This window comes from Kineosporia babensis (assembly GCF_021129305.1).
Classification (GTDB): Bacteria; Actinomycetota; Actinomycetes; order Actinomycetales; family Kineosporiaceae; genus Kineosporia; species Kineosporia babensis.
In genome coordinates this window covers 1-25709 of sequence record NZ_JAJOMB010000010.1, presented here as the reverse complement: position 1 = coordinate 25709, position 25709 = coordinate 1, and the positions used below count along the sequence as shown (strand labels likewise).

The window sequence follows — 25709 nt, the reverse complement described above, 5'->3', positions numbered from 1 at the left end:
CATCGTGAAAAGGGCGGCGCTGAAAGTGGAATCAATGCGGTGAGCGTCCCGAACAACCACGCTGAGTTCAACGTAGGAGTTCTACTTCAAGGCCCAGGCTTCGGCATGCGGACCTACGTAGATGACGAACCGGTCGTGAGATCTGGCCACGGGCTGATCTGGGTACACCAGGTGTGCGTTGCGTAGATCTTGATCGGTCCAGAGTTCCTCTGAACCGATTCCGCCAAGTTGGAAAATCATTGTACCTTCAATGATTTCGGTCTTACGTAGCTTCAAGCCGGGCCAGCGCAGCATCCAGTCCGGCCAGCGTTCTTCATCTTCGGTATCAGTCACGGCGAGTTCTCCCATGGTGCGAAAGGACCTCTGAAACTAGCGGCTCGGGTCTCGGCTACACCACCTTCACCGCTTTCGTGCCCAGACCGCCGGAACGCACAAACAGCAGATGGCCGCTGGCCAGTGCCCCCGTGGCTGCCGTCAGGGCGTACTGGTAAGCCAAAATCTGTGGTGCGTAATAGACGGAACGAGCCGGGATCGCGGCATCCGGAATACTGTCGGTCTTGTAGTCGATGATCACGAGACTGCCGTCGTCCTCACGGAAAATCAGGTCGACGAACCCTTCGACGATGACCCCGTCCTCGCGCGGAGCCCCCACATATGACTCACGCCAGTGCTCGCGCTCGGCAGCCCTGCGTACGAGCGGAGCGTCGAGGGCAGAGACGACCAAGTCGATGACGGCGTCCGTGTGCTCGGTTACGCCCTCGGCCAGGGCCTGAGCTCGGGCGATAGCAGCAATGCCGTCCCGATCCGCTGTGAGGTCCACGGTCTGCAGAACACCGTGGACAGCTCGGCCGACCTTGTCCCCGTAGCGGCCCTTGGCCCACGGCGGCAGTTCGAGGTTGCGGGCACCTTTGGCCTCGCCGGCCAGGATGGGTATTTCCGGTAGGACGATCTCAGGCTCTGTTCCTTCCAGACCCGAGGCGGTCTGGGCAGGGGAGTATCGGGTTCGTTCGCGGGCCGCCTCGATGCGCTGCTGCCAGGCGTTCAGCTCGGGGGCAGGCTCGGCAAATCTTCGTGGGGCAGGAATGGGGGACGTGGGCGGGGTGGCAGTGAACGTATCGGCACCTTGGTCGGTGGCGCCGGCGTCGGCCAAGAGCCTGGCGTTGGTCTTGGTGGCACCGCTGCTGCGGTGCACGGACACCACGAGGTGGTCCTTGGCCCGGGTGGCAGCGACGTAGAGCAGGCGGCGGCGTTCGTAGCTGTCCATCTGTTCGTCGATGGGCTGCACGGTCTGGAAGTCGTTGGTTTGCATACGCTTGCTGAGGCTGACGGCGTAGCCGTCGGGCGTCCACAGCAGTCGGACGCCGCTCTGGGTCCTGGGCTGCGAGGTCATGCCGGAGAGGACGACCATAGGGAATTCCAGGCCCTTGGCGGCGTGGACGGTCATGATCCGGATGGCGTTGACGTCGGTCTCCGGCAGCACTGCTTCGGCGACCCGAGAGGTTTCGTCGGCCTGCCGGGCTGCCCAGGCCAGGTACTCGCCGAGGCTTCCGTGTTCGACGTCTGCCCAGGCTCGGGCCTGGTCGATGACGAAGCGCAGGCGGCGCCACTCGTCGCGGGTGTGGGAGCCGTAGGCGGAGACCTCCATCATCCGCCGGTCCACGACCAGGGCGGTCAGGACCTCACTCGGGGTCTGCCAGCGGGCGGCCTTGTGCAGGCGGTACAGGTAGGCCAGGGCCGCGCCGACAGGATGGTCCGCACGCTCGGGATCTCGCGGAGCCAGCAGGTTGAAGGAGCCGCCGTCGCGCTTCCAGGTGAACAGGTCGTCGTCCCCGCAGCCGAACAGGGCTGAGCGCAGGGCGGTGACGCATGAGAGCAGGTCGCTGGGATTGGCCACGGCGCGGGCCGCTGCCATGAGGTTGCGGATCTCGCTGGCCTGGTAGACCAGCGAGCTGGATTCGGCGCGGTAGGGCAGGCCCGCCGCGTCCAGAGCGTTCTCGAGCACCGGCAGGGAGGTTCGGGCCGGGATGAGAACAACAATGTCGGACGCTCGTAAGGGCCGCCAGGAACGGTCCTGTTCCTGAGTCGTCCACTGTTGGTTCAGAGCGGTTTGAATCGCCGCTGCGACGTCGCGGGCTTCGCGTTCGCGTAGGAGGGCGGCGTTGGGCTTGTCGGCGTGTTCTTGGGCGCCCAGGAGCAAAACGCTTGGGCTCTCGGGCGCCTGGAACCGGTTCGCACGCAGAGGGATATAAGGCGGCTGGGCATCAGGCTCGGCCTGGATGAGGTTGCCGTATACCGCATTGATCCAGTTCAAGATCGGCTCTACGGTGCGGAAGTTGGTGTCGAGGGTGACCGAGGAACCGAGGTGGCGCTGGGTCTGCAGGTAGGTGGCGATGTCGGCGCGGCGGAAGCGGTAAATCGACTGCTTGGGGTCGCCGACGACGAACACCGATCCGGGCGGGATGACGATGTCGCGCCAGTTGGACTGGGTGGCATCGGCTCCGGCGGCGATCCGCAGGGCGAGCTCGATCTGGATCGGGTCGGTGTCCTGGAACTCGTCCAGCAGCAGACGTGGGAACTGCCTTTGCAGAGCTGCTCTAACCTCAGCGTCACGGCGCAGTAGGTTGCGGGAGAGCACCAGCAGGTCGTGGAACTCGAGCCTTCCCTCGGCCATCCGTTCAGCGGCCGAGTGCTGCACCTGCTCGGCGATCCAGTAGGCCAGGGGACGCAGGGTTGCGTCGGCGAAGGCGTTGGCGGCCCGGGCAATGTCCTCGGTCAGGGATCCGCATTGCAGACGCAGGCCGGCAAGGTCCGCCCAGTTGGCCGCGCGGCCAAGCCGTCCCCACTTCTGGTCTCTTCCAGCGGTGAGCAGGGCGAAGCGCTCGCTGTCGGACGTTGCGGCGCTCAAGGACTCGCCCCAAATCTGCAAGGCGGTCAGCTTGGGGATGAACTTGTCGTTTTGGTCGGTGCATTCGCTGACGCGTGCCGCCAGTTCGCCAGCCAGGCGAGCAAGGCTGGACAAGTCGGGAAGAACGGCGCGTGAGGGTTGGTGCGGAAGGACGCGGTCGGCGATCAGGTCCCAATCACTACCGAACGCCTTGGCGAGAGATCGCAGGTGTTCCAGCTTGATGCCAGTGGACAGAGCCAGCAGCAGAGGCTCGGCGAGATCGGGGTTGTCGAGCAGGTCGGTCTGCAGAACGGCCCACCGGGCTTCGAACGCGACTGACGATGCGACTTCGTCCAGCACTTCGACCAGCGGAGGTAAGCCAGCCTGAATGGGGAACATGGTGAGGATGCGTTGAGCGAAGGAGTGCAGCGTGCCGATGGCAGCCGCATCCAGATCCTCGGCGGCCTGATGTGCGCGCTCACGGCGTAGCTTGCTCACGTCCTCGCGGTGCCCGTCTAAGCGCTCGCGAAGCCGGTCGCGGAGTTCGGCGCCGGCCTTCTCGGTGAAGGTGACAGCGGCGATGCGCGAGAGGGGGATGTTGTCGTCCAGAACGAGGGTCAGAAGCCGGTTGACCAAGGCAGTGGTCTTGCCGGATCCGGCACCCGCCTCAACGAAAAGCGTGGTGGCGGTTTCCTGCGCGATTCGCTGACGGGCTTTCTGATCGCCCAGGCCCAGAGCTGTCGCGGTCATGGCTGCCCCTGCACGGCGGTGGGGTCGATCAGGCTCATCAGGGACCTCAGGCGCTCGTCGTGACGCTTGGTTTCGTAGCGGGAGCGGGCCTCAGAGTGTCCGAGGCCGTCAGGGTTGCAGTACTCGCACCGAGTCCAGCCGAAGTCCGCCTCCTCCGGTGCTTTGGCTGGGAACAGTCCGTCCGCGATCGACTGGACCAGCGTGCCGATGGCCTGCGAGTACACGTCGTTCAGGTCATCGTCCAGCGGTAGCCGGATGCGACGGCGGTCCTTGCGCACGAACCAGAAGGACGCCTCGACGTCATCGCTGCCGTAGCGGGCCCGGGCGGCGTGCGCGTACACCGGCAGCTGGAGCTTGGTGCCGCGCACGATCGGGTCGGTCTCAATCTCCTTGAACGAGGTGTTGCTGCCGGTCTTGATGTCGCACACCAACAGGACCCCGTCGCGGGTCTGGTCGACCTTGTCCGCGCTTCCGCTCATGTGTACGACGCCGGCGGATACGTTGATGCGCACGGGGTCGAGCCCGTTCATGCCGAAGCGCAGCTCGCTCCCCAGTACCCGGGCGTCCCGTTTGGCGCGGTGTTCGTTGTCGGCGTCGAGCATGGCATCCAGATCCACCAGGATCTGTGCTCTTTCGTGTTCCCACAGCAACCGGTGACCGGTTAGGCCGCGCTGTTCGAACTCGTCACTAGTTTGTTCTGCGATCTCACGTAAACGGTATCGCTGGGCTGGTACCCAAGGCCGTCCATGATCAGGGAGGTTGTCGGCGAACGTCTGGACGAGGCGGTCGATGCAGGTGTGCATGAGCGTGCCGATGTCCGCGGGACTGATCTTGATGATCTCATCAGGGTTGCTCAGCGGACGCACACCCAGCAATCGGGAGACGAAGAACGTGTGGGGGCAAGTGGCGTAGGCCTCTAGCGTCGTCGGGGAGATTGTTCGGCCGGAGCGGGCGTAATCTGGAAGGCCTTCGACGTCTCGGAGATTGCCGTCGAACCTGGTGAACGCAGTCGACGAACGATGCTTCTGGAGGTCTGTGGCTGCGGCGATGACGTCGTCCTGCAGTTCGGCTCCGCTCGAGACTTCGCGGACGCGCCATTCGTGCTCGGTGGCCAGATCGGTGCTGCGGCGGATCTCGTCCCAGAACGAGTGCGAGCCAATGACGGCGTCCCCCTTGGCCGTATCCCACTTCGTGGCACTCAGATTCGGGGTGTTCGTCAGAGCGCGCAGCGTCGGGAGCAGCCACCGGCTGGGGAGACGGGACACGCTGCGGCGTAGATCGCCCCGAGGAAAGCTCGCCCAAACGGTCGTCGCGCTGGCGAACGCGGCCGCCAGGTGGCGGTGCATGGCGTCGATGCGTTCGCGTTGATCGGGTAGCGCTCCGCCCGTGGCCTGGCGTAATGACTGGGGGAGCAGCGGGTCTTCCGACTGGCGGCCGGGATACATGTCTTCGCTGAGGCCGAGGACGAACACGGCGTCCAGGTCCAGGCCGACCGCCGCTTCCAGGGGCGCAACCAGTACACCGTCCCCGAACCTGCCTACGGAGGGACGGGCCGACTCAAGGTCCTGGTCCAGCACTTCCAGCAGCAGGGGGAGGCTTGCTTGTGCGCTGACCGTCTCCAGGCTCTGCAGAGAGGTCAGAGACTGGGTGATTGCGGCTACGGCGTACTGCTCCTCACGTGGGCGGCGCGCCTCGTCGTCGACGGTGCCGTACAAGTCGTTGAACAGCTGCGTGGCCCAGATGCCCAGCTCTGGCCACGCGGTGAGCTGAGAGCCCTCGTTCAGGCGCGTTTGCAGGTTGGTGACGAACTCGCGGAGCTCGGTGGCGTCCTGGATGGATCCCTGCGCGCGCTCTGCTCGCCAGTCCTCGTCGTTCTGCGTGATCTTGTGCTGGTCATCAATGAAGGTGTCGAGGCGCTGCTGCCAGTCTTGCCCGGCGACGATGCCGGCGGTTCGGGAGAGGCGGTCCCAGCGGGCTACGGGGATGATCTGGGTGTTTTGGTAACGGATGGGCGCTTGGGCCAGGGCCGTGAATAGGGCGGCCCGGCTCACATCGAAGCGGGGGAGTTGGAGGATCTGCAGGAACCCGCGGGAGACCGCGCGGTCGCGTACTGGGCGAACACCGGGACCGTTCACGGTGAGCTTCGCTGCGGTCAGATGCTCGTTCAAAAGCCGGGCATAAGGGGTTTCGTCCGAGTACAAGATGGCGATGCGGTGGGCCGGGGTGGTCTTGAGCGTCCTCGTGACCTGTCGGACTACGCAGCGCACCTCGTCGTCGGCGTCTGAAGCGTGGAGGACTTTCTGCGCCAGAGCTGGCTTGGCTGACTCTGTTGGGACTCGAAGGCCAAGCCGCTGCAGCGTGTCGTGGATGGCTCGGTCGGCGTCGTGGTGGCCGGTTAGACCGGCCACCACGGTAAATACAGTCAAGCTTTGCGCAAAGGCAGTTTCAGCATTCGAAAGAGCCTGCGGCAGGTGAAGAACAACGTGCCCACTGATTTGCGGGCTTTTGCTTCTGGCGGCCTCGCGCATAAGGTCGGTCTCGTCGTACCAGTGCTCGCTGAGTTTCGCCGCGACAGTGCGGTGAAGCCGGGTGACTTCTGCGCTGAGGCTGCTGTGCGTTGCTACGAGGTCGAGGGCTGGCTCGTCGAGATCTCGCAGCTGGCGGTGTGCTCGGGCTAGGGCCTCGGTGGTTGCAGGATGCTCCTTGACCTCGGTGAACACGCCGCCGTCGGTGTCTAAGACGGCGCGCCAGGCTGCGGTTAGGACTGCGCGGGTCAATGGGCGCCGCGGTGACAGTTTGGCTGCCGCGACGCGTTCGGCCAGACGGGGCAGCGTGGTGACTTGTAGGGCTGCGATGCCGTTGGCGCTGACCGTCAGATGGCGTTGGGCGAGGATGCCGGCGAGGTGGTTCGGCACGACGACGGTGGCCGTGGCCATGGGATCTGTCTGCTTGATCTGAGCGACGACCTGGCTCAGGCGGGTAAGGGCGGCGCTGTAGACGGTGTTTACGGCAGGCGAAGACACCCCGCATGACTCCTCTTGGTGATGGAAGACTGCAGAGGGTGACAGTATCTGAGGAGTCCCTCCCGGTGGTGCGAACTGCCGTATAGCCTTGCTTGTAGTGACCAAGAGCGGATGGCAACGGCCGTGACCCGGGTCTGTCGGGGCCCGTCTACGTTGCTGGGGCGACCCGCGTTGCACGTTAGAAGCAGTTGGACTGAATCGGGTCTCTGCCTGCCGAAGTGCTGGACGAGTGGGCCCGATCGAACGCGAGCTGCCACTGGTCAGGACGAGATTGGTTTCAAGACCGCATGAGGTAACCACTTGAGCTGGATATTTGCACTGCGGGAGGCTGTCGACGACACGCATCCGACAAGCCAAGTCTGATGAATCCCCACCTGGCCCGGCTCGAACGGGCTGGCTCCGTCTCCGACTGCGGACCCGCCACCGGGGCGAACAGCAGACCTAGCGCAAGGCCGCTCTCAGGCTACCCGCGTGCCGGTTGTGAACCTCGAACCCGCTGACTCTGGGACGGTTGTCTCGGACACTTGTGGATACTGCTCCTGACCTGTGTCGATGTCCCGCCAACGCTGCCATCGTTCAGCGTCGGTTGCGGTTGGCTCGGGTTGTTAATCCTCCGTAAATCAACCCTCCCTGCCCTTATCCCAGGTCGAGCTCCAATTGCACGAACACCGGCAGCGTACGCCTCTGCGTCGTCGGCCTCGACCGCCTCGGAGCAATCGGCCGGCGGGCCCGTGCGAACCGCCCGAGCGCATCCCGCAGCAACATGACCGGTACCAGAAGTGCCGTACCCGTCGCTTCGCCATGCTCTCGCCCTCCATCGGTGATGTCGCGATAGTTCCCGGCCGTTCTCACCGGGCGCCGCCGTGGGCACGAGAGACCCCAACCTGCGAGGCTCGCGAACAACCCCGCCCCGCCTACGGGCGCCAGCCACCCACCTGCACGGAGTGCAGACCTGGACCGGACTGGGACTGCGAGGTTGTTCGTGAGTCAGGGTGGGGTATCGGAAGGTGAGTTACGCACACCAGCATGCAAGCAGCTCTACAGCGAGTTGGCTTACGCAGGAGTGGACAGACCCCGTAGGTTGTAAGGTGCGTTGTCCATGGATGGAACGCGCTGGGATGGAAGTACCCGCAGCACGGCGGCTGGCCTGTCTGTCGCCGTGCCGCGGGCCCGCACCATTCACGGCCCTTGGCTTCGCCCTAGGGAGCAGGAGTCCAGTTCGCATTGCCGGGAGTATTAAGTGTCTTTGGTTTCCGAACAAGTCGTGAAGCGACTTTATGCGCGAGAAACAACGCGAACCGAAGCTGACATTCAAGCGGATATCTACACGCTACTGACCGTCGGCGGACTTTCTCTCAGCCCTGATCACGTGGCCCGGCTCGAGGTCCCAACCAAGGACGGAACACGGCGGCGCCTCGATGTTCAGATAGGTAATGCGGTTATTGAAGTTAAAAAAAATCTTTCTAAGTCTGGAACTTTACCGGACGCCGAAGAGCAACTAGCAGGGTATATACGCTCACAAGCCGATGCGCTCCAGTCTCGCTATGTCGGCATTCTTACCGATGGTTACGAGTGGCGGCTTTATCGCGCTAATGAGACAAACCTAGAGCTGACCAGTGAATTTCAGTTGACGGGGAGCGAGCATGATCAGGAGCGTCTTGGCTACTGGCTCGAAGCCATTATGGCGACGGACCGGGATGTAAAACCATCTCCCAATGAAATTAGACGGCGCCTAGGCTTTGAATCGCCGTCACATCAGCTCGATATGGCCACCCTCGCTGCTCTCTTTGAGACGGCACAGTCCAACAAGGAAGTTGCCCTGAAAAGGGGCCTGTGGGGAAAACTTCTAAGAACGGCTTTCGGAAAAGCATTTGAAGACAATGAGGATCTGTTCATTTCTCATACTCTTCTTGTGTTAACGGCAGAGGTCATTGCCCACGCCGTCATCGGGTTCAACGTCAGTACGGGAGAGATTTCACCCAAGCGACTGGTCTCCGGTTCGGCCTTCAACGACGTGTACATTCATGGCGTCGTGGAGTCCGACTTTTTGACTGGGTTCTCCATGCGCCGGGCGGAGACGAGTACGTCCAGTCTCTCGCACGGAGAGTTGGTCGATTCGACTGGTCGCATGTCGAGCATGATGTTTTGAAGGTTCTCTACGAATCGATCATAGATCAACCGTCACGCTCAGCGTTGGGCGAGTATTACACCCCCGACTGGCTTGCCGAGCATATGGTCGCAGATTCGATAGCCGATCCGTTGCAGAGCCGCGTGTTGGATCCAGCCTGTGGATCCGGCACATTTATTTTCCACGCTATTCGTGCCTACCTAGCGGCTGCGGCAGCGGCCGGACTAAGCGACGCGGAAGCGGTGAGTGGTGTCACGACACATGTGTTAGGGATTGATGTTCATCCTGTCGCTGTCACTTTGGCGCGAGTTACCTACTTGCTAGCGATTGGGCAAGATCGCCTGAATGCAATTGATCGACCAGCATTCAGCATTCCGATCTATCTGGGCGACAGCCTGCAATGGGAACAAAAAGCTGATTTGCTGGGCGGCGTAGATACAGTCACTATTGCCACGCATGGAACTGATATTGTAGACACAGGAAGTGGCGCACTCTTCGGCGATGATCTAATTTTTCCCCGCTCTGTCTTGAATGATGCAACGGATTTTGACCGGCTAGTTTCGGCCATGGCGGACCGCGCTGTTCAAGAGGGCACCAAATCGGGCGCCAAAGTTATGCAATCCCTTTTTCAAAGGTTTGGCGTTCCAGAAAGCGACCGCAATCAGCTAGTTGAGACTTTTGAAACATTGCGACGGCTTCACAGGGATGAGCGCAATCACATCTGGGGCTACTATGTGAAGAATTTGATTAGGCCACTATGGGCAGCGGATCCTAGGAATCGCTTCGACGTGCTCGTGGGAAACCCGCCTTGGCTCAGATACAACAAGATGACCGAATCTATGCAAGATCGCTACAAAAGCTTGGCAAAGGAACGGCAATTGTTGAGCGGTGGCCTAGGGGCCTCCGCAAGGGATTTATCCACCTTGTTCGTCGCTCGGGCGATCGAGCTTTACCTTAAGGAAGCTGGGCGGTTTAGTTTCGTGATGCCCCACGGTACCCTTTCTCGAAAACCGCACGACGGATTCAGGTCCGGCAGTTGGAATTCCCAATCTATTTCGGTTTTCGTGGAATTTGACACCTGCTGGGATCTAAGTCGCGTGCAACCCATTGGTTTCCCTATGGCTGCCTGCGTTGTGCGGGGGAAATCTGCGAAGTCCCCCCGCAGAGTACCCCAAGAGACTTTATCTTTCGCGGGCAGGCTCCCACAAGCCGCAGGCGACTGGAAAGCTGTTGAAAAGAAGCTAAAGGTTACTTCGGGAAGCGTTGTTTCGCTTTCGGCCCAAAGTGAGACTCAGATGTCTCCATACCTGAAGCGGTTCCGAAACGGAGCCATCCTATATCCGCGTAGGCTCATTTTCGTCAACGAAGTCCCAAGCGGGCCAATCTCGCCTGGGGGTGGTCGCGTCTTCGTTTCGTCCAGAACTACGCCCGACGACAAGAAGCCCTGGAATACCGTCAATATCGAGCGAATTCCGGTTGAACGCTCTCGAATTCGCAATGTTCATCTAGGTGAGACTGTTCTTCCCTACCGACTACGTGAACCTCTGCGTGCAGTCCTGCCGATCCACGAAGATCGAATCATGGATGAATCCGATCTCGATGATCCAGAGGGTTTCGCTCGGTGGTGGGAGACAGCGGAGAGTCTCTGGGAAGAAAATCGCGTTCCGCGCGAATCTTCATCACTCTTGAAGAGGCTTGATTATCACGGACAACTTTCTGGACAGCTTCCCGGAACGAGCAATCGGGTTGTCTATAGCAAAGCGGGAGTATTGGCGGCCGCCCGTGTATCTGATCCACGGGCGGTGATTGATCACAAACTCTACTGGGCTGCTACGACGACCGTGGCTGAAGCGCAATTCCTTGTAGGGATCCTCAACTCGCAGGTTATTCTTGAGCTTGTCAAGCCACTTATGGCTGTGGGCTTATTCGCCGAACGTGATCTTGACAAGAACCTCTTTCGAGTCCCCTTCCCTCTCTTTGAATCCGCCAATAGTTCGCATCGGGAGCTGGTGAACCTAGTGCAACTGGCAGAAAAAGAGGCTGCGTCAGTCGATACGTCGGAGATCGCAGACTTCAAGAAAGCTAGGCGACTGGTCCGGGATCATTTGGCGACGCAGGGAATCAATTCGCGTATTGATGAAGCGGTTCAGGTAGTCCTGTCTCAATCTTCAGGGTCAACTCAAACGCTCAGTTCGTAGAACTGGTTGATCCAGAAGAGAGTAATTCGGCAGTGCCCGAGAGTCGCTGGCATCGTCCTGCCGGGTGGCCCGTCAGGTCGGTGCCGCAGGTGCCGCATGCCCGGCGGGCCATCGCGGCCTTCGTCGTGAACAGCGTGTTGTCGTCGCCTGTCGGCAGGGCTCCGGCGTACCAATGAGTTGTCTGGTTATGGGAATCCGTGGAGGTTGAGGGTTTCGTTGGGTTTGGTCTGATCTCGGCGGCCGTCGGTGATGTAGAGGTAGCCGGCGTCCTTGACGGTGTTGATGACGGCGGCGCGGATGGTGGCCAGGTGGGCCGGGCCGTGGCCGGTGCAGCTGGCCGAATGGTCTTCGCGGAAGGTGACGTTACGGACGTGGTGATGGACCTCGATGCCCCAGTGCCCGCGGGGATCGGTAGTGCGCAAACAGTCTCGCCGACCAGCATTACTGCAGTTCAAAGCCGATTGCATGGATCGGTGAACCAAGTGAGCGAACTCGGGCGGTCTGATCGGTTCATCTGAAAGGGCTCAACAGCCTTCAGAGATCGCCTGCTTCAAAGTCGGTGACCACCTTGACCTCAAGCCCTTGGGTCTTCGCAACTCGATCAAGGAACTTTGTCGATGTGATGAACCACTCGGAACCCGCGCGTTGCGTGCGCTGGCCAGCATGGTCGGCGTCGGCGAGCCAACTGTGGAAGTCTTTCTCCACGGCTGCTGAATCCCCTTCGGTTGGATAGATCCGCAGCAGTATCGGCTCCTCGGGTAGGGCAGTCAGCCTTCCCTGAGAAGTGGCTCGGTAATATGCATCCTTTCCAGAATGCCCGACCTTGAGAAGGGTGCGGCCGGACTCTGGATCGAACGGGTATCGCAGGTAGTGCGGCAACGTGTAGACGTAGATCCCGGGAGTACCGGAGCTCTCAGCTGCGCGTGAGCGATCGACTGCTTCCTCGACTTCCCTGGTCTGAGCTTTCGAATTCTCGCCGGCCTCAGTGAGTTCCGCTTCGAGGGCCTGGAGCTCGCGCCTGAGTTCGTTGCTCAGGTCGATGCGAGGGTTCTTGAGCCAAGCCCTGAGCTTCCGCGCTGCTTGAATGCTCAGCGTGGGGCTATTGGGCACCTTGCCGTCGCGCAGGGCGGCAATCTGGGCGCGGTAGTTGAAGACGAAACCGGGAGTGGCGTTTCCCTCCCGCTCGGCCATCTCCTGCGGTGTGAGACCGGCGCGATCGTATTCGTGGATCCGGCCCAGAAGGCTCCCATCTATCGCGAGCAGACGATCGACCTCCTCGGCACGGTTGTACGCGCCCGCCTGAGCCGGGATCGTGTCGGGCGACAGTTCTGAGTCCACTCGAGCTACCTCACCTTCGGATAGTGCGGTGATTAAGGGATTGTGGGCAGTGAGCTGTTTGCATAGTCGGGCTCGGTGTAGCGGATGCGCGTGCCGCCGATCCCAACGTAGATGAACTGGTCGGCGTCCCAGATCGTGTAGACGCCGGCGATGTTCTTGGGTACGGCCGCGGCGGCGAAGTTCGCGAAGCGGTGGAGCTCGCCGGTCTCGAGGTCGGAGATGGTCACGACCGGGCCCCCGACAGAGCGGGGCCGGGACCTGAGGACGTCGGTGGGCCGGCATGCGGTTCAGGTGCCCGGCGCTCCTGCATGGCCCCAGGGTTGCTGTTCTGACATCAGCTGGTGCTGGGGTGGGGATGGGGCAGCGGGATTGCCGGGCGCCTGACTAAAACTTCGGTCTAGGGGAGTGGCTGGGTTAGGCGATTGAGTCGAACTCGCCGTTCTTGGCGCCTTCGAGCCAGGTGGCGAAGCCACTGCGGGTGAGAGTGTGGATGGGGCTCGTGGTGCCGAGCTTGCTGTCCCGGACCTGGACATACCCTTCGGCGGAGCGCATCTCTACACAGTCGCCGCCGTCGTTGCTCGCAGTCGCCTTGATCCAACCGGTGTCAGCAGGGGACGTCATTTGAACTCCTCTATGGGAACACTGAGCTCCCAAATTTTAGCGAAGGCCTGTCTGTAGGCGGTGACATGCCGACGGCCCTCCAGGTACCGAGCGCCCGTGAGTGCCTCCAGGTAAACGACAGAGGGGCGGTGATCATCGGCGAAGTCGAGGAGCGAGAATCGGGCCGCGAGACCGGGGTGTGCACCTGCTCGCCGGGGAACGACGCGGATGGCGATCCCTGGGCGCTGGCTGAGCTCGCACAGGGCCGCCCTCTGGGCGGTCATCACCTGGGCTGAACCCAGTTCCATTTCGAAGGCCCCTGGTCCAAGGACGATCTCTACCGTTCGATCGCCCCGCTCCAACATGGACTGCTGTCGTTCTGCTCGAACTCTCATGCGCGTACGGATGGCTGCCGGGTCAGCCGTGCCGATGGTGTTAATGACCGATTCGGCGTAGTCCGGAGTCTGAAAGACGCCGGGCACGAGCTCCGGATGCCAGTACGACAACTTCGAACACCGATGCTCACAGGCGAGATACAGCTCGAACCACCCGGGCACAGCGTGCTTGCTGTCCTCCCAGAACGCCTCCGACTTGGCCATGTCGGCCAGCCCGATCAGCTCATCGGTCTCGGCCTTGTCCAGTTCGTAGAACCGGCACAGCGTGAATACGTCCCCAGGATCCGCCTGGATCCCTCGTTCGATCTCCCGCAGCTTCGACAGCCCGAAGATCTTCGCCTCGGCCACGTCTGCCTGCGTCTTCTTCGCCCGCTTCCGCGCGGCCTCCAGGCGGAGCCCGAGCTCGCTGCGAGCCAGTTGTGATCCCGGCACGTCTGACACCCCCGTGTCCCGTGTGCAATCGACCGGCGGACCGTGCTTGGAAACCAAGCCTTGCCCGCGTTTGTGGATTCGGTGAACCGTTGACCTGCGGACGCGATGGGGTGGCTCTAGGGCGTTCGCTGACAAAGACTGTAACCGAACACTTTCCGAGGACGAAAATGAAGACGTCCGAAATGAAACAACCACAATGGAACACGGTCTGGGTCGGCGTGCTCCTGGTCTACCTGCGTCGCTGCGGGGTTCCGGTTCATGAGGCCAGGCTGCTTCGGAAGGGCGTTTTTTCAGTGATTTTCGAACCGCATCTGGCCCAGGCGGAAATCCTGGAAGGGGCTACTGCTCGCCTGGCCGTGGACGACCTGCTCAGGGCGGCAGGATCCTGCTGACCATCGACGGACACCGGACGTACATCCTCGACGAGGCCACGGTGACCACGTTGGTGCACCGAACCTGAACGCGACGCTGACCGACCAATCTGGCGGTCAAACGTCATCCATTGGAAGTGACCACCGCGAAAGGCGAGCGCCCATGCGGCAGATCCAGCACGATGCCAGTCACCTCTGGACGACCACCACGGTGGTCGACACCGAGGCCATCGACCACGAGCGCCCGATCGCGCGGGTCGCGCTCGAGACCGAGTCGATCCTGATCCGGGTCGCGCAGCGGGTTGACTTCAACCTGCTGTCCGAGCCGGTGGACGTTCTCCCGTACCCGCCGCGCATCACGCTGGGGGACTACGAATTGAATGACGCGCACGCCCGGGAGATCGCCCGTCATCTCTTGGAGGCGGTGGAGTTCGTGGAAGGGCTGGGATGGACGCGCCGGCCTGGGCGCCCACGCCTGGTGCCGCGGGCCTGAACCGATCGAGTTGTCTCACCCCAGCCGCTCGCGCGTCACTGAACCAAAGGCGTCCACCGCCAAACGAAGTCGACCTCCTCATCCGGATCGCGGGCATCGAGGACCGCGGCGATGTCCTGCATGACGTGGTCTCCCTCGGGCTGGTCCCCTTCCCAGTAGGTCTCGGCCAGGAGTCGCTTCTTGTCCTGCCACCGAACCATGACCTCAAACCCGTCCTCAGCTCGCACCTTGGCGACGACTGGTTCGCGAGAGTCGGTGGCAGCGACGTAGGCGGCGAAGTCGCGGAGAGCAATCGTGGGAATCTCGAAGTGTTCGGACAGCGGAGTCAAAGGTGCCGCCCGTTCCGGGCCGTCCGAGGCCAGCCTCGTGGGCCAGCGGTTGCTCACCATGGGAATCACGATCCCCAAGAGCGCTGCCAACCAGACCAGGATGGTGACAGCGGACCAGGGCATCGAGGCGTTCCAGGCCTTCGGATCGGAAGATGCCATGTGCAGCATGAGCACGAAGATGATGGGCAACGGTAGGAACAGATGTGCCCATCGGCGGGCCCATCCGGTACTGCGCATCGCGTGCCATACCGTCGACATGGCCAGGACTTGCAGGAGCGCGGCGGTGATCCAGATGCTGGTCTTACCGACAGCGACCTCAGTCATGGTTTCTCGCGGTGGGATGAGGGTCACGGGTGCGAAATAGGTGGCGAGGAGCCAGGAGTAGAAGAGGAGATCCATCAGGCGGCCTCGCTGCTCTCGGCCTCGGCGCGTTGTGGTCGTGGACACTGACACCTCCGGTTTTGGAGTAGAACTCGAATTGGTAAGACCTGACTGGTGGGGTTGGCCGTTCACGAACCGCCTGCCTTTGCGATGGTCGAGGGACGGAGGTGGTGCTCACCGCAGCGACCGCAGGGGATCGTCAACGGCGGTCGGTGGAGGCAACGTCTGACCGGGCGAGGCCCTCAACGCCGGCAGGTCACGAAGCCACCGCCGCGCTACCTCAGGCGGCGCCTGATCAGCGATCTGCCAGACCCGCCCGGCCGGTCCCAACGGATCGGCCTGGGCGACATCGGTACAGGTAGAGGCGACGGTCAGCCCTGCCGCCAGGTGCGCCTCGGCCAGGCGCTGGTGCAGATGCCGCTCCCGCAGCGCGGACTCCAGCCAGAACAGCACGGTGGGCTGCTCGCCCATCCGCAGCAGGTGCGCGTACGCCTCGAGCTTGGCCAGCAGGACACCCAGAGTCTCGGTGCCCCGGTCGTACTCCAGGAAGAAGCCCACCTGCCGGATCGGCTCGCCCAGCCCGGCTTGCTCCTGCCAGACGCCGTGTCCGTCCGGGTGGATGACCCCGGCGAAGAACGAGGCGGTGTGGGCGGGGGACCACCAGCGTGCCAGGCGTCTGATCGTGGTGGGGTCCTCGCCGGCGTTGCTGTGAGGGCCAGGCAGGTGCGCGGGACGGTCTCGGGCGATCCGCATAAGGTCCACGAACACCTGGCGTTGCCCGTCGTCGTGCACGATGTTCGGGGTTGCGCCCAGAGCCTCCATGCGCCGTTTCAGGGCGGCGGGGGACAGGGGCGGGCGTTCCTGGCCCGCGGCCACCCAGCGTTCGCCGAGTGAGCCCAGGATCCAGTGCATGGGCAGTCGGCCCGCTGAGGTGAGCCGACCGAAATTCTCCAGCCACCCGTCCTCACGCAGTTGGTACAGGCGGTTCTTGGCGCGCTTGACCGAGCGGAACAGGATCGCCGCGATCTGCGGCGTGGTCAGGGTCTGGTGCTCACCCAGCAGATCGAGGATCACCTGGTCGCGCGGCTGCAAGTGGTGGGCGTGCCGTAGGTACACCGACGCGACGTGCCGGGCCCGGTCGGCACCCCAGACACGGCGCCCGTGAAGCGGTGCCGTCGGGTCCACGGACAGGAGCGAACGGTCCTCCCCCTTCAAGAGAACATCCCCCAGAGGGGATAGTCGGGTTCTGAACCCGCGCTGCTCGCCGCTCATCGACGTCTCCTGAACTGCGGGTTCTCGTCGTCAGGGTCGTCGCCGGACCGGCCGGGAAAGCCCGGGGTCGGCCCCGACTCGGCCCGGCCCCCGCCCGTTGACGACCCGGCCCACGTTTCGCTCTCCATGCCGTACTCGGCCTGTACCTGCTCGACGTCGCGGTAGTAGGCCGACAGCGCCGGATCCTCGGATCCGTTGCCGTACGCAGGCTCCGGAGTTCGGGGTGGAGCCTTCGCCACGAGGGCCGCCCGCAACGTCCGCAGTTCGATACCGCCGGCGCCGGGAGCAACGGGTGCCCGGGTGCGGATGGTGAACGCCGGCGTCTCACCGCCGTCCACCATCAACCGCACGGCCGCGGTGTACGTCTCCAATCGGCTGAGGTCCTCGGCCTCCAGTTCTGGCTCGGTGTGCCGGGACAGCTCCCGGGCGTCCTCGGGCGACATGGTGAAGAACGCCTTGTTTCGGGTGTTGGCCGACAGGCCCCTGCGCAGTTCCGGCGGCATCTGGTCCAGATGCTGATGGGCCAGCACGAACGAGAGGTGGTAGCCGCGGGCCTCGGCGAGCATGTCGCCGACGTTCCCGCTCAAATTGAGGACGCCGTGGGCTTCGTCGACGTAACAGGTTGCGTCTCGGCGACGCGGCTCCGGGATGTTGGACCGGCTCAGCGCCGTCTGCCAAACCGAGGCCAGCAGCAGGGAACCCAGCAGACGCGCGCCGTCCTCACCGAGTTCACCCTTGGGCAGGCGGGCGATCAGGACACCGCCGTCCAGAACCTGCCGCATGTCGAAGGACGAGGTGCCACCGGCCAGCGTGCTCCGGACGAAGGGGCGCAGCATCAGCGCCCGCATCCGCGACAGCACCGGCACGGTGTTCTGGACCTGCTGCGCATCCGGTGTGGCCTCGAACGGCCTCCAGAACCCCGTCAGCGCCGGATCGTTCAGGCTACGGGTGTAGCGCTTACGGAATTCCCGGTCGGTCAGCAGGGGTATCACCTTCTCCAGGGCTGGTCCGGGCTGGCGCATCAGGGTCAGGCACGCCACGCGCAGGTTGTCGTCCATCCGCGTTCCCCAGTTCTTGCTGTAGATGGACGCGAACGTGGAGACAATGTTGTCCACCACCACATCGGGATTCGATCCCTCGCCCACCTGCAGCGGGTTGAAGAACGCACTGGCCTGCTCCATGCTCGGGTCGATGACCTGGAGACGGTGGACGTGCTGGGCGGGGAAGCGTTCCAGGACGTCCAGGGCGAGATCGCCTTTGGGATCGATGAGGACCACGCCGCGTCCGGCGCGAATGTCGTCCAGGATCAGATGCGACAGCAGCGTGGTCTTGCCGGTCCCGGTGCTGCCCATGACGTGCAGGTGCTGACGTGCGTCCTCCATCTTCAGAGCGACCGCGCGGCCGTCGTCGGTGGAGCGCCCCAGAACCTTCGTGTTGCGCCCGCCAGAAACCACTTTCACCGGCGCGGGGACCGACCGGGCACGGGCCCGGTCCAACCCGGGCACGGCCAGATCGGTGGGCAGTCCGGCCAACGTGGCGAGCTCGGCGGTGGAGGCAGCGAATCCGTGACGCATGCGACGGGCCGCGAGGGCGGCGGAGGGGCGGGCCAGCGGTCTGGCCTGCAGGCGGTTGGGCACGGACTGCGGATCGAGGACGCCCAGCGCGGCCACCAGCGCGCGGACCCGCCCGGCCAGGCGTCCCTTCTCGGCCGCTGGGGTCGGGGCTCTGCCGCCGGTGCTGGCGACGCCGACCTGAACGGCGACGAACCATTGCGGCCCGGCCACTTTCTCCACCGCCTGGCGCGAAGCCCGGTCCCGGATCGGGTCGAGAAACCTGCCGGCACTGCGGTTGTAGGCGCCGCTGCGGCTGGACGTGGCCGTTCGCGGGGTGCTCGAACGTGAGGACGAGCGTCCGCCGTCTACCAGCGACCTGACCATGTCGGCGAAAAAGTCGACCGCCGCCAGCCCGACCGTCGTGATCCCCCTGCCCACGATGCCCCAGACCCGACCGCCATCGATGGCGCCGAACCCTCCGGTGGACCGGCCGGTGGCGCCATCGCGCACCTGCCGGCTCTGACGGGCGCTAGCCGGCTGCGCGAGGACCTGCAGACAGGCATGTTCTTCCGGCCGCAGCCTCGCACCGGCCTCGATGAGGGCGCGCAACGGATCGGACTGCTGATCGTCGGCGGAAGCGACCGGGAACCACTGCGACATGGTCGGTTGCAGCCAGACCCCGGAGGCCTGGACACGTCCAGAAGAAGCCGTTGCAGGCAGGGGAGCGGTTGCCGGGCGGATGTCCGTGGTGGCCCCCCGCCAGGTCGCTCTGACCGCGGCAGCCACATCCTCCACGGGAACGTTGCCGGGAACCCACAGCACGATCTGCAGCTCTCGGGCGTGCCAGCGGTACTCCAGGCTCACGTGAGGACCCCCGTAGAGCAGACGTCTCCACTCCGAACGTCGCAGCAGTCCAGCTAGGTTCGCCCACAGCCGTGAAGCGTCGCCGGGCCCGACGATTCTGGGAGAACGGACCAGGATCTCGTGCGCGTTCTCGGCCATCCTCTGCTCTCGCCAGCGCGGCCCCGGCACGACCGCGCTGTTCTCCCAGGCCCAGCGGAAACCGAGAAGAGCAGCTCCGATGGCGAATACGGTCGGCAGAATGAGCAGCAGATCCGACGGACCTCGGTCCATGAGCCATTCGACGATCGCGACCAGATCGATGGGGGACGCCGGTGGGTCAGGCATGTCGAACTGGGTGCCGGCGCTGTCTGCCCTGAGTTCAGGGATGAGGAGTGGCATGGGTGCCTCCAACGAGTCAGATCGTGGGTTCGGGGCCAGGTTCTGCACGGACAGGTGTGGCGAAAACGGATTGGCGAACACCGGGCGGCCTCTCGCGAGAGGGTGAGATCGACGGGGATCGGCGAGGGTGCGGAGGCTGGAAGGACGCTCTCCGTGTGCCTGAGGGCAGCTGTCTCGAATGTTGCTGCCGACGAACGGTTCTGATCCTTGGACGTTCTGGATGTTGCTGGCAAGCCTCCGGTGGGCCTGCTGTAGGCCTGCCGTAGGCCAACGAGCCAAGGTCAGGGCGGATCGGTTTCCTCCCTGGCCCGCCTGATGTCCCGCTTGACGGTCGCCTCGCTGACCTGTCAGGCGTCGCTCAGGAAGCCGATGAACGAGCGCTGCGGCGTCGTTGAGGATGCCGATCTCGACGGGCTGGGTGGGTGGGGTTGATCTTCTTCGTCGGCACCGTCACCGTGACGATGTCTGGACGAAGTGACGGCCCTCCCGCTAACACTTGGCGGTGTCGGGAGGGCCGTCCATAGGTGCGTGGAGGCACCCATGGTCACGGTAGAGGTTGATGTTCACGGCGTCGAGCGACGACTGAACGCGGGCCTGTTGACCTGCCCCGATTGCGGCGGCCGGCTGGGTCCATGGGGCCATGCCAGGGCCCGTTCGGTGCGCGAGCGAGACGGTGTCGTGCGCGTGCGGCCGCGGCGGGCGCGCTGCTCGGTGTGTCTGATCACGCATGTGCTGCTGCCTGTTTCGTGTCTACTGAGGCGCGCGGATACGGTTGAGGTGATCGGGGCGGCGCTGGCCGCCAAGGCCGCCGGTGCTGGTCACCGCTCGATCGCCCACGAGTTCCGGCGGGCGCCGGCCACGGTGCGGGGATGGTTGCGCCGGTTCGCGTCCCGGTTGGAAGTGGTCCGCGCGTTCTTCACCGTCCTGGCGGTCCGCGTCGAGTCCGATCCCGTAGTGCCTGGCCCTGGCGAAAACGCTTGGTCGGATGCGATCGCCGCGATTTCCTCGGTCCGTAAGGCGATCTGGAGGCGTTTCGAACCGCGGGAGATCGTCGGCGAGGTGACCCTGTGGCGGTCGGCCTGCGCAGCGACGTCGGGGCGTCTGCTGTCACCGCGATGGAGTGCGCGGATCGCCGTGAGGTGATCAACACGAACTGCCCCTTTCTCCAGCTGTTCTGGGCGTGAATGCTCTGCGCTCGTTGAGCGTCGGTGGCCCGGTTCGGGTCGAGCGATCAGACGGGGGTAGGCATGAGAAAACTGTTTCTGCTGGGGGCATTACCGGGGCCGGAGTCGCTCTGGGGGCTGATGGGACGAACGACATGACCGGCTTGACGGGGCCCGAGGGCAGCGAGTCCGAGAACGTGCGCAGGGAACGGTCCCGGGCGGTGGCGATGTTCCGTTACGGGCTGATCCGCGATGCCGCCGACCCGGGCCTGTCCTCGAAGCAGCGGGGGCGGCTCGTGCGGGCGCTGGCCGAGAAGGATCACCGGCATCCCTCCGGGCAGATGGTGCGGTATTCGCGTGATCATCTGGACCGGTGGATCCGCCGTTGGCGGCGTGGAGGTTTCGATGCGCTGATCCCGGCTGAACGGCAACCGCATGCCCGCACCGACCCGGCCGTCCTGGAGTTGGCGATCGCGTTGAAACGTGAACGACCGGGCCGGACGGTCGCGCAGATCACCCGGATCCTTCAGGCCCAGTCCGGATGGACGCCTTCGGAAACGACGCTGCTGCGGCACTTCCGCCGCGCCGGGGTGTCCATCCCGGGCGGGGCCGTCGATCCGGGCGAGTCCTCGACGGTGTTCGGCCGGTTCGAGGCGGACCGTCCGAACGAGTTATGGACCGGTGATGCCCTGCACGGCCCCCGGATCGGCGGGCACAAGACCTACTTGTTCGCGTTCATCGACGACCACACCCGCATGATCGTCGGTCACCGGTGGGGCTTCGCCGAGGACACCGTCCGTTTGGCCGCCGCGTTGCGTCCGGCCCTGGCCGCCCGGGGCGTCCCGGCAAGCGTGTATGTCGATAACGGCAGCGCGTTCGTCGATGCCTGGCTGTTGCGGGCCTGCGCGAAACTCGGTATCCGCCTGACCCACTCCACCCCCGGCCGCCCTCAGGGCCGGGGCAAGATCGAACGATTCTTCCGGACCGTGAACGACCAGTTCCTCGTCGAGATCGGAAACACCGCAGACCAACTCACCCCGCCCGAGGGCCAGGACGGCGACGATGCGGCCGCTGCTGGGCTGCTGGAGCTCAACCGGCTGTTCGGGGCGTGGGTCGAGCAGGTCTATCACCGAGCCTGGCACTCCGAGACCGGCCAGAGCCCCCTGCGGCGCTGGGAAACCGGCTGGCAAGCCGCCGCCGAGCACGGCCACCCCGGCCAGCCCGCGCTGCCCCGCCCGGCCGAGCTGGGTGAGGCCTTCCTCTGGGAAACCACCAGGACCGTCCGCAAGAACGCCACCGTTTCGTTGCACTCCAACACGTATCAAGTCGAGGACATCCTCGCCGGGCGGCGGGTCGAGCTGGTGTTCGACCCGTTCGATCTGACCCGGATCGAGGTCCGCTACCAAGGCCGGCCGATGGGTTTGGCCATTCCCTTTCGCATCGCCCGCCACTCCCATCCCCGAGCGCGACCCGAAACCCAACCAGCCACCCCCGCAACAGCAACCGGGATCAACTACCTCAGCCTCGTCGTCACGGCCCACGAAGAAGCCCTCGCCACCGGCGTCAACTACGCCGCCATGACCAACACCCAGGCGCCGACGAGCGAATCCTCAGGCGCCGAAAAGATCTCCGCCGAGACAACGGAACAGATTCCTGGCCAGCTGGACCTGGTCGTTTTGCTCGCGCAGGACCCGGCGGCCTCGGGGATGAAGGAGGAAGCGTGAGTATCGAAAGATTGCAGGCTCACTACGGATTCACGCGGATGCCGTTCGGTCGGGACTTGGCTCCCGGGATGCTGCACCGCCACGCCTCCTATGCAGAGGCCGTCGCCCGGATCACCTGGTGCATCACCCAACGCGCCCTGGGCGTCATCACCGGAGAGGTCGGCGCCGGGAAAACCGTTGCCGTCCGGTCAGCTCTGGCTTCTCTGGACCAGGCCCGACACACCATCATCTATCTCGGGAACCCGACCGTCGGAGTACGGGGCATCCATCAGCACATCGTCACCACCCTCGGTGGCGAACCCCGCTTCCACGCCGCCACCCTGATCCCGCAAGCAGCCGAAGCCCTGGCCGCTGAAACCGCCGAACGAGGAAAGACTCCCGTCCTGGTGATCGACGAAGCCCACCTCCTCGAACACGCCCAACTCGAATCAGTGCGGATGCTCACCAACCACGACATGGACTCCACCAGCCCCTTCGCGGCACTCCTGGTCGGCCAGCCCACCCTGCGCCGGCGCATGAAACTCGGTGTCCTCGCAGCCCTCGACCAGCGCATCAGCCTGCGCTACTGCATGCCACCCATGACCAGCACCGAAACCGGCGCCTACCTCGCCCACCACACTGCCCTCGCCGGCCGCAAGGACACCCTCTTCTCCGACGACGCCGCAGCCCTGATCCACCAGACCAGCCGTGGCTACCCCCGTGCCGTGAACAACCTCGCCGTCCAGGCCCTCACTGCGACCTACGCCGCCGGCAAAGCCATCGTGGACGAAAACGCCGTCCGCGCCGCCGTCACCGAAACCACCGCCGACTAAACAGGGCGGCTTGGTCGGCTTCACCACCACGCCGACCAAGCCGTCACCAGGCCGACCAAAGAACCCCGCCGCGTCTCGCGGCGGGGTTCTTCACACCTCGATCCTCGGCATCCTGAACGACGTTGACATCGGCACGCTCAGCGGCGTCGAACACGCTGACCCCGAAATGGTGCATGCCGGCCTGGACGATGACGCTCCAGCGGTGACCCTCGTGAACCCAACGGGTCACCGCCGCAGCCCGGTCCTCGCCGGGGTGAGGGGGCAGACCGGGTTCACCCGAGGGGTCATCAGATCCCGGCGCAGGGTTCACGGAGGAACGGTCATCGCCAGGGCCGGTGATCCCTTCGGCCGGGTCGGGACCGGGCCGCTGGTTGGGTTCCCGGGTCATCTGACCAGGAGGAACGTCGGCTGCCGGTGGCGGCAACGGGTCGCTGACGTCCTGCGTCCGGATCCTTCTGCTCCGAGATCGTTCACCGCTATCACCCGCCGAGACCTGCCTGCCTGGTCGGCTCGCCCGGGTCATGACCCGCCGCCGGGGGTTACGCCAGGAACTGGTCTCGGCGATCAGGACGACCGACAGGAACGACACCGGCGGGGTCACCATGAACGCCTGCGCCCACGGCAGCTGTCCCGCCCACGACCCTTCGCCTGCCGCCGCCAGGTTCGCCAGGATGATGAACGCGATGGAGAGCAGGGCGACCACGGACGGCACCAGCCGGTCCCATCCCGAGCGGCTGCGCATCTCCCAGGTCGCGAAGGCGGCCAGCACCTCCATGCTCCCGGCCACCGTCCACACCATCCAGTCGGTGACCCTTACGGCGCTGTAGGCGCCCACGTGCACGATGTGATTGGCCGAGCCGGCCAGGGAGACGGCGCCCAGAGCGGCGATGACGATCGCGGCCACGACCTGGTGGATGGACTCCCGCAGCCAGGTCATGACCCTGCCCGTCGTGGGCGCAGGCGACGGGCCTGGCCGCGACGATGTGTCCTCGCCCGCTCTCATGACAGCCGGTTCGGGATCAGGACCGGATGAGCGCGTTCGTTGGGGTTTCCCACGGCTTCCTTTCCGGAGGGCTGGTGACTGATCCAGCAGAGCAGGGTGACGTTCCACGCCTTGTTCCACTGGGCTCTGACCAGGGACGTTCTGACCCATCCAGCGACGCTGGACGCGCCGGTCGGGCAGGGCTGAGCGCGCTCAACCACCCGGAACGGGGCGTGGAGAGCGGGACGGGTTCTCTGGGAAAACGTTCTTCGGGAATGGCAACTGGCCGACGAGGCGGAATTCGGGAAACGGCGTCGCGGCGCTTCTGGGGAAACTGTTCATCACGGAGAAGCCCCGTGACCAGCCCTTCAAGAGCACTAATTGCCCCACAGTGGGCCTACGGTAGGCCCACCGTGGGGTCAGGAATTTGGTGCACGATCCGTCAAGGCGTGGGCGTGATCTTCTGCGCCTCGCCCGCAGGCTCAGTCGCCGGCATCTCCGGATCCTCGTCCTTGGCGTCCTCCAGCCCCAGCTCGATCAGCCAGTTGGCCAGGGCACCCGCCGGGACGTGCGCACTGCGGCGAGGCTCAGGAGGGATCCTCGTTCGCGGAAGCGCCATCCTGTGGACTGCGCAGACTCTGCGTTGCAAGCGCCCTCATGCCGTCCGCCCGTGGACAAGGATGGACAGCATGCCGTTCACCGTTCACGCCACCAAGAAGTTGCTGGATCGCATGGGCAGGAAGGCCGCGCCCGCCGTCCTCAGCTCGACGGCATTGGGTGGCTGGTACGCCAACCTCGTTCCCTGGCGTCGCCCACTGGTTCTGCTGGTGAATGAGACCACGCTCCTTCCCGTTCTCATGCCGCTGGCGCCTGCGGCGACATTGACGGCGCGCTTTCCCGAAGCATTGGCCGAGGTCCTGCGCATGCACGGAACCGACGAGCGATTTGTCGCGGCAGAGTTGCGGGAGATGGACGAGGCGCATCTGGCCAAGACGGTGAACCGGAGCGTCACGGGCATCCTGGTCGACTTCATCGCTCTGATGGAGCACCGCCGTGCCTCCGGCGACGAGATCGATCTGCTCGAGACGGCTCGCAGACTCGGGCACACGCCATGTAGTCCCTTGTACAAGAGCCACACGTTTCCGGACCGGGCCCTGAAAGCGCTGGTGAACGAGCGCCTGGGCACGGTCTAGAACGGTCCGGAACCGAGCTGCTTATGCAAGGATAAGACCATAGCCTTGCATAAGACGAGGAGCTGGCAGCTCATGACCGGCCACAACGATCTTGCGGTGAGCTACGAAGAACGCCCCTGGGAGCAGCCTGTCGAGCAGGTGCTGCCAATGTCCCGTCGTGCCCGGCTGGCCTCCTGCGGCCCCTACCGTGCGGCGCTACCGGTAAGCATCGCTGACCTGGACATCAGGCTGCCCAACGCGGTCGTGGCCGAAGCAACAGACGCCCTGACCGAGATCGCCCGGTTCGACGCCGAGCTCTCGCTACGGCAGCCCGATGGCGAGTTCGTGCCCTTGGCGGCTGTGCTACTGCGGAGCGAATCGGCGTCCTCATCGCAGATCGAGAACGTGACTGCTGGGGCCAAGGCATTGGCCATGGCCACCCTGCAGGAGAAGGCCGGAGCGAACGC

General features: G+C 64.3%; 21 protein-coding genes and 1 pseudogene. 9 read left to right on the top strand and 13 right to left on the bottom strand.

Annotation, left to right across the window (positions count from 1 at the left end):
* Positions 1-81 precede the first annotated feature (81 nt).
* From LR394_RS18965 to LR394_RS43055, 3 genes are read right to left on the bottom strand one after another with little or no spacing between them, the layout of a single operon-like run.
* On the bottom strand, positions 82-333 hold the full coding sequence (locus LR394_RS18965) for a hypothetical protein (protein WP_231443779.1): 252 nt from the start codon (positions 331-333) through the stop codon (positions 82-84).
* A 55-nt stretch (positions 334-388) separates the two neighbouring features.
* The gene (locus tag LR394_RS18960) at positions 389-3634 is read right to left on the bottom strand and encodes a UvrD-helicase domain-containing protein (RefSeq protein WP_231443777.1); all 3246 of its coding nucleotides are present in this window, start codon (positions 3632-3634) and stop codon (positions 389-391) included.
* A complete protein-coding gene (locus LR394_RS43055) occupies positions 3631-6657 on the bottom strand; it encodes a PD-(D/E)XK nuclease family protein (RefSeq protein ID WP_231443775.1) in 3027 nt (1008 codons plus the stop codon). Before LR394_RS43055 ends, LR394_RS18960 begins: the two co-directional genes overlap by 4 nt.
* 1240 nt (positions 6658-7897) lie before the next feature.
* On the opposite strand from LR394_RS43055, the gene LR394_RS18950 reads away from it, so the two are divergent.
* Both LR394_RS18950 and LR394_RS18945 read left to right on the top strand, forming a co-directional pair.
* Positions 7898-8806, top strand: a complete 909-nt coding sequence (locus tag LR394_RS18950; RefSeq protein ID WP_231443773.1) for a hypothetical protein — start codon at positions 7898-7900, stop codon at positions 8804-8806.
* Positions 8803-10983: an Eco57I restriction-modification methylase domain-containing protein gene (locus tag LR394_RS18945; RefSeq protein ID WP_231443771.1), complete on the top strand. Its 2181-nt coding sequence runs from the start codon at positions 8803-8805 to the stop codon at positions 10981-10983. Before LR394_RS18950 ends, LR394_RS18945 begins: the two co-directional genes overlap by 4 nt.
* 185 nt (positions 10984-11168) lie before the next feature.
* Here the strand turns inward: LR394_RS18945 and LR394_RS18940 are convergent, their stop codons facing one another.
* From LR394_RS18940 to LR394_RS18920, 5 genes are all read right to left on the bottom strand, one after another.
* Entirely contained in the window at positions 11169-11405 is a 237-nt protein-coding gene (locus LR394_RS18940; RefSeq protein ID WP_231443769.1) for a hypothetical protein, read from the bottom strand.
* Between the two features lie 112 nt (positions 11406-11517).
* On the bottom strand, positions 11518-12321 hold the full coding sequence (locus LR394_RS18935) for a hypothetical protein (protein WP_231443767.1): 804 nt from the start codon (positions 12319-12321) through the stop codon (positions 11518-11520).
* Between the two features lie 32 nt (positions 12322-12353).
* Positions 12354-12548, bottom strand: a complete 195-nt coding sequence (locus LR394_RS18930; protein ID WP_231443766.1) for a hypothetical protein — start codon at positions 12546-12548, stop codon at positions 12354-12356.
* A gap of 187 nt (positions 12549-12735) precedes the next feature.
* Positions 12736-12942, bottom strand: coding sequence for a DUF397 domain-containing protein (locus LR394_RS18925; RefSeq protein ID WP_231443763.1), 207 nt, complete (start codon positions 12940-12942; stop codon positions 12736-12738).
* A complete protein-coding gene (locus LR394_RS18920; RefSeq protein WP_231443761.1) occupies positions 12939-13757 on the bottom strand; it encodes a helix-turn-helix domain-containing protein in 819 nt (272 codons plus the stop codon). The genes LR394_RS18925 and LR394_RS18920 overlap by 4 nt, the downstream gene beginning before the upstream one ends.
* A gap of 158 nt (positions 13758-13915) precedes the next feature.
* On the opposite strand from LR394_RS18920, the gene LR394_RS18915 reads away from it, so the two are divergent.
* Positions 13916-14140 (top strand): hypothetical protein, encoded by a 225-nt coding sequence (locus LR394_RS18915; RefSeq protein WP_231443759.1) that lies wholly within the window; start codon positions 13916-13918, stop codon positions 14138-14140.
* 142 nt (positions 14141-14282) lie between these two features.
* Positions 14283-14612, top strand: coding sequence for a hypothetical protein (locus tag LR394_RS18910; protein WP_231443757.1), 330 nt, complete (start codon positions 14283-14285; stop codon positions 14610-14612).
* A 35-nt stretch (positions 14613-14647) separates the two neighbouring features.
* On the opposite strand, the gene LR394_RS18905 is transcribed toward LR394_RS18910, so the two are convergent.
* The 3 genes from LR394_RS18905 to LR394_RS18895 all read right to left on the bottom strand — a co-directional run bounded on the left by LR394_RS18905 (position 14648) and on the right by LR394_RS18895 (position 19389).
* Positions 14648-15265 (bottom strand): hypothetical protein, encoded by a 618-nt coding sequence (locus LR394_RS18905; RefSeq protein ID WP_231443754.1) that lies wholly within the window; start codon positions 15263-15265, stop codon positions 14648-14650.
* A 231-nt stretch (positions 15266-15496) separates the two neighbouring features.
* A complete protein-coding gene (locus LR394_RS18900; RefSeq protein WP_231443752.1) occupies positions 15497-16537 on the bottom strand; it encodes a replication-relaxation family protein in 1041 nt (346 codons plus the stop codon).
* A 53-nt stretch (positions 16538-16590) separates the two neighbouring features.
* Positions 16591-19389, bottom strand: coding sequence for a type IV secretion system DNA-binding domain-containing protein (locus LR394_RS18895; protein WP_231443750.1), 2799 nt, complete (start codon positions 19387-19389; stop codon positions 16591-16593).
* Positions 19390-19929: 540 nt separating this feature from the next.
* Here LR394_RS18895 and LR394_RS18890 point away from each other — a divergent pair.
* The 3 genes from LR394_RS18890 (at position 19930) to LR394_RS18880 (ending at position 23088) form a co-directional block, all read left to right on the top strand.
* Positions 19930-20532, top strand: coding sequence for a hypothetical protein (locus tag LR394_RS18890; RefSeq protein ID WP_231443748.1), 603 nt, complete (start codon positions 19930-19932; stop codon positions 20530-20532).
* Positions 20533-20707: 175 nt separating this feature from the next.
* Positions 20708-22276 carry a DDE-type integrase/transposase/recombinase gene (locus LR394_RS18885; protein ID WP_231443746.1) on the top strand — a complete coding sequence of 523 codons (1569 nt, stop codon included), beginning with the start codon at positions 20708-20710 and terminating at the stop codon, positions 22274-22276.
* A gap of 38 nt (positions 22277-22314) precedes the next feature.
* Positions 22315-23088: an ExeA family protein gene (locus LR394_RS18880; RefSeq protein ID WP_407937082.1), complete on the top strand. Its 774-nt coding sequence runs from the start codon at positions 22315-22317 to the stop codon at positions 23086-23088.
* 43 nt (positions 23089-23131) lie between these two features.
* On the opposite strand, the gene LR394_RS18875 is transcribed toward LR394_RS18880, so the two are convergent.
* Positions 23132-24025 carry a hypothetical protein gene (locus LR394_RS18875; RefSeq protein WP_231443742.1) on the bottom strand — a complete coding sequence of 298 codons (894 nt, stop codon included), beginning with the start codon at positions 24023-24025 and terminating at the stop codon, positions 23132-23134.
* Between the two features lie 487 nt (positions 24026-24512).
* Positions 24513-24689, bottom strand: a complete 177-nt coding sequence (locus tag LR394_RS18870; RefSeq protein ID WP_231443740.1) for a hypothetical protein — start codon at positions 24687-24689, stop codon at positions 24513-24515.
* 70 nt (positions 24690-24759) lie between these two features.
* Here LR394_RS18870 and LR394_RS18865 point away from each other — a divergent pair, with 70 nt between their 5' ends.
* Together LR394_RS18865 and LR394_RS18860 are read left to right on the top strand one after the other, a co-directional pair.
* Complete coding sequence (locus LR394_RS18865) at positions 24760-25263, top strand: DUF6933 domain-containing protein (protein WP_231443738.1); 504 nt, start codon at positions 24760-24762, stop codon at positions 25261-25263.
* A 72-nt stretch (positions 25264-25335) separates the two neighbouring features.
* A pseudogene (locus LR394_RS18860) lies at positions 25336-25709 on the top strand (Fic family protein); the annotation flags it as partial.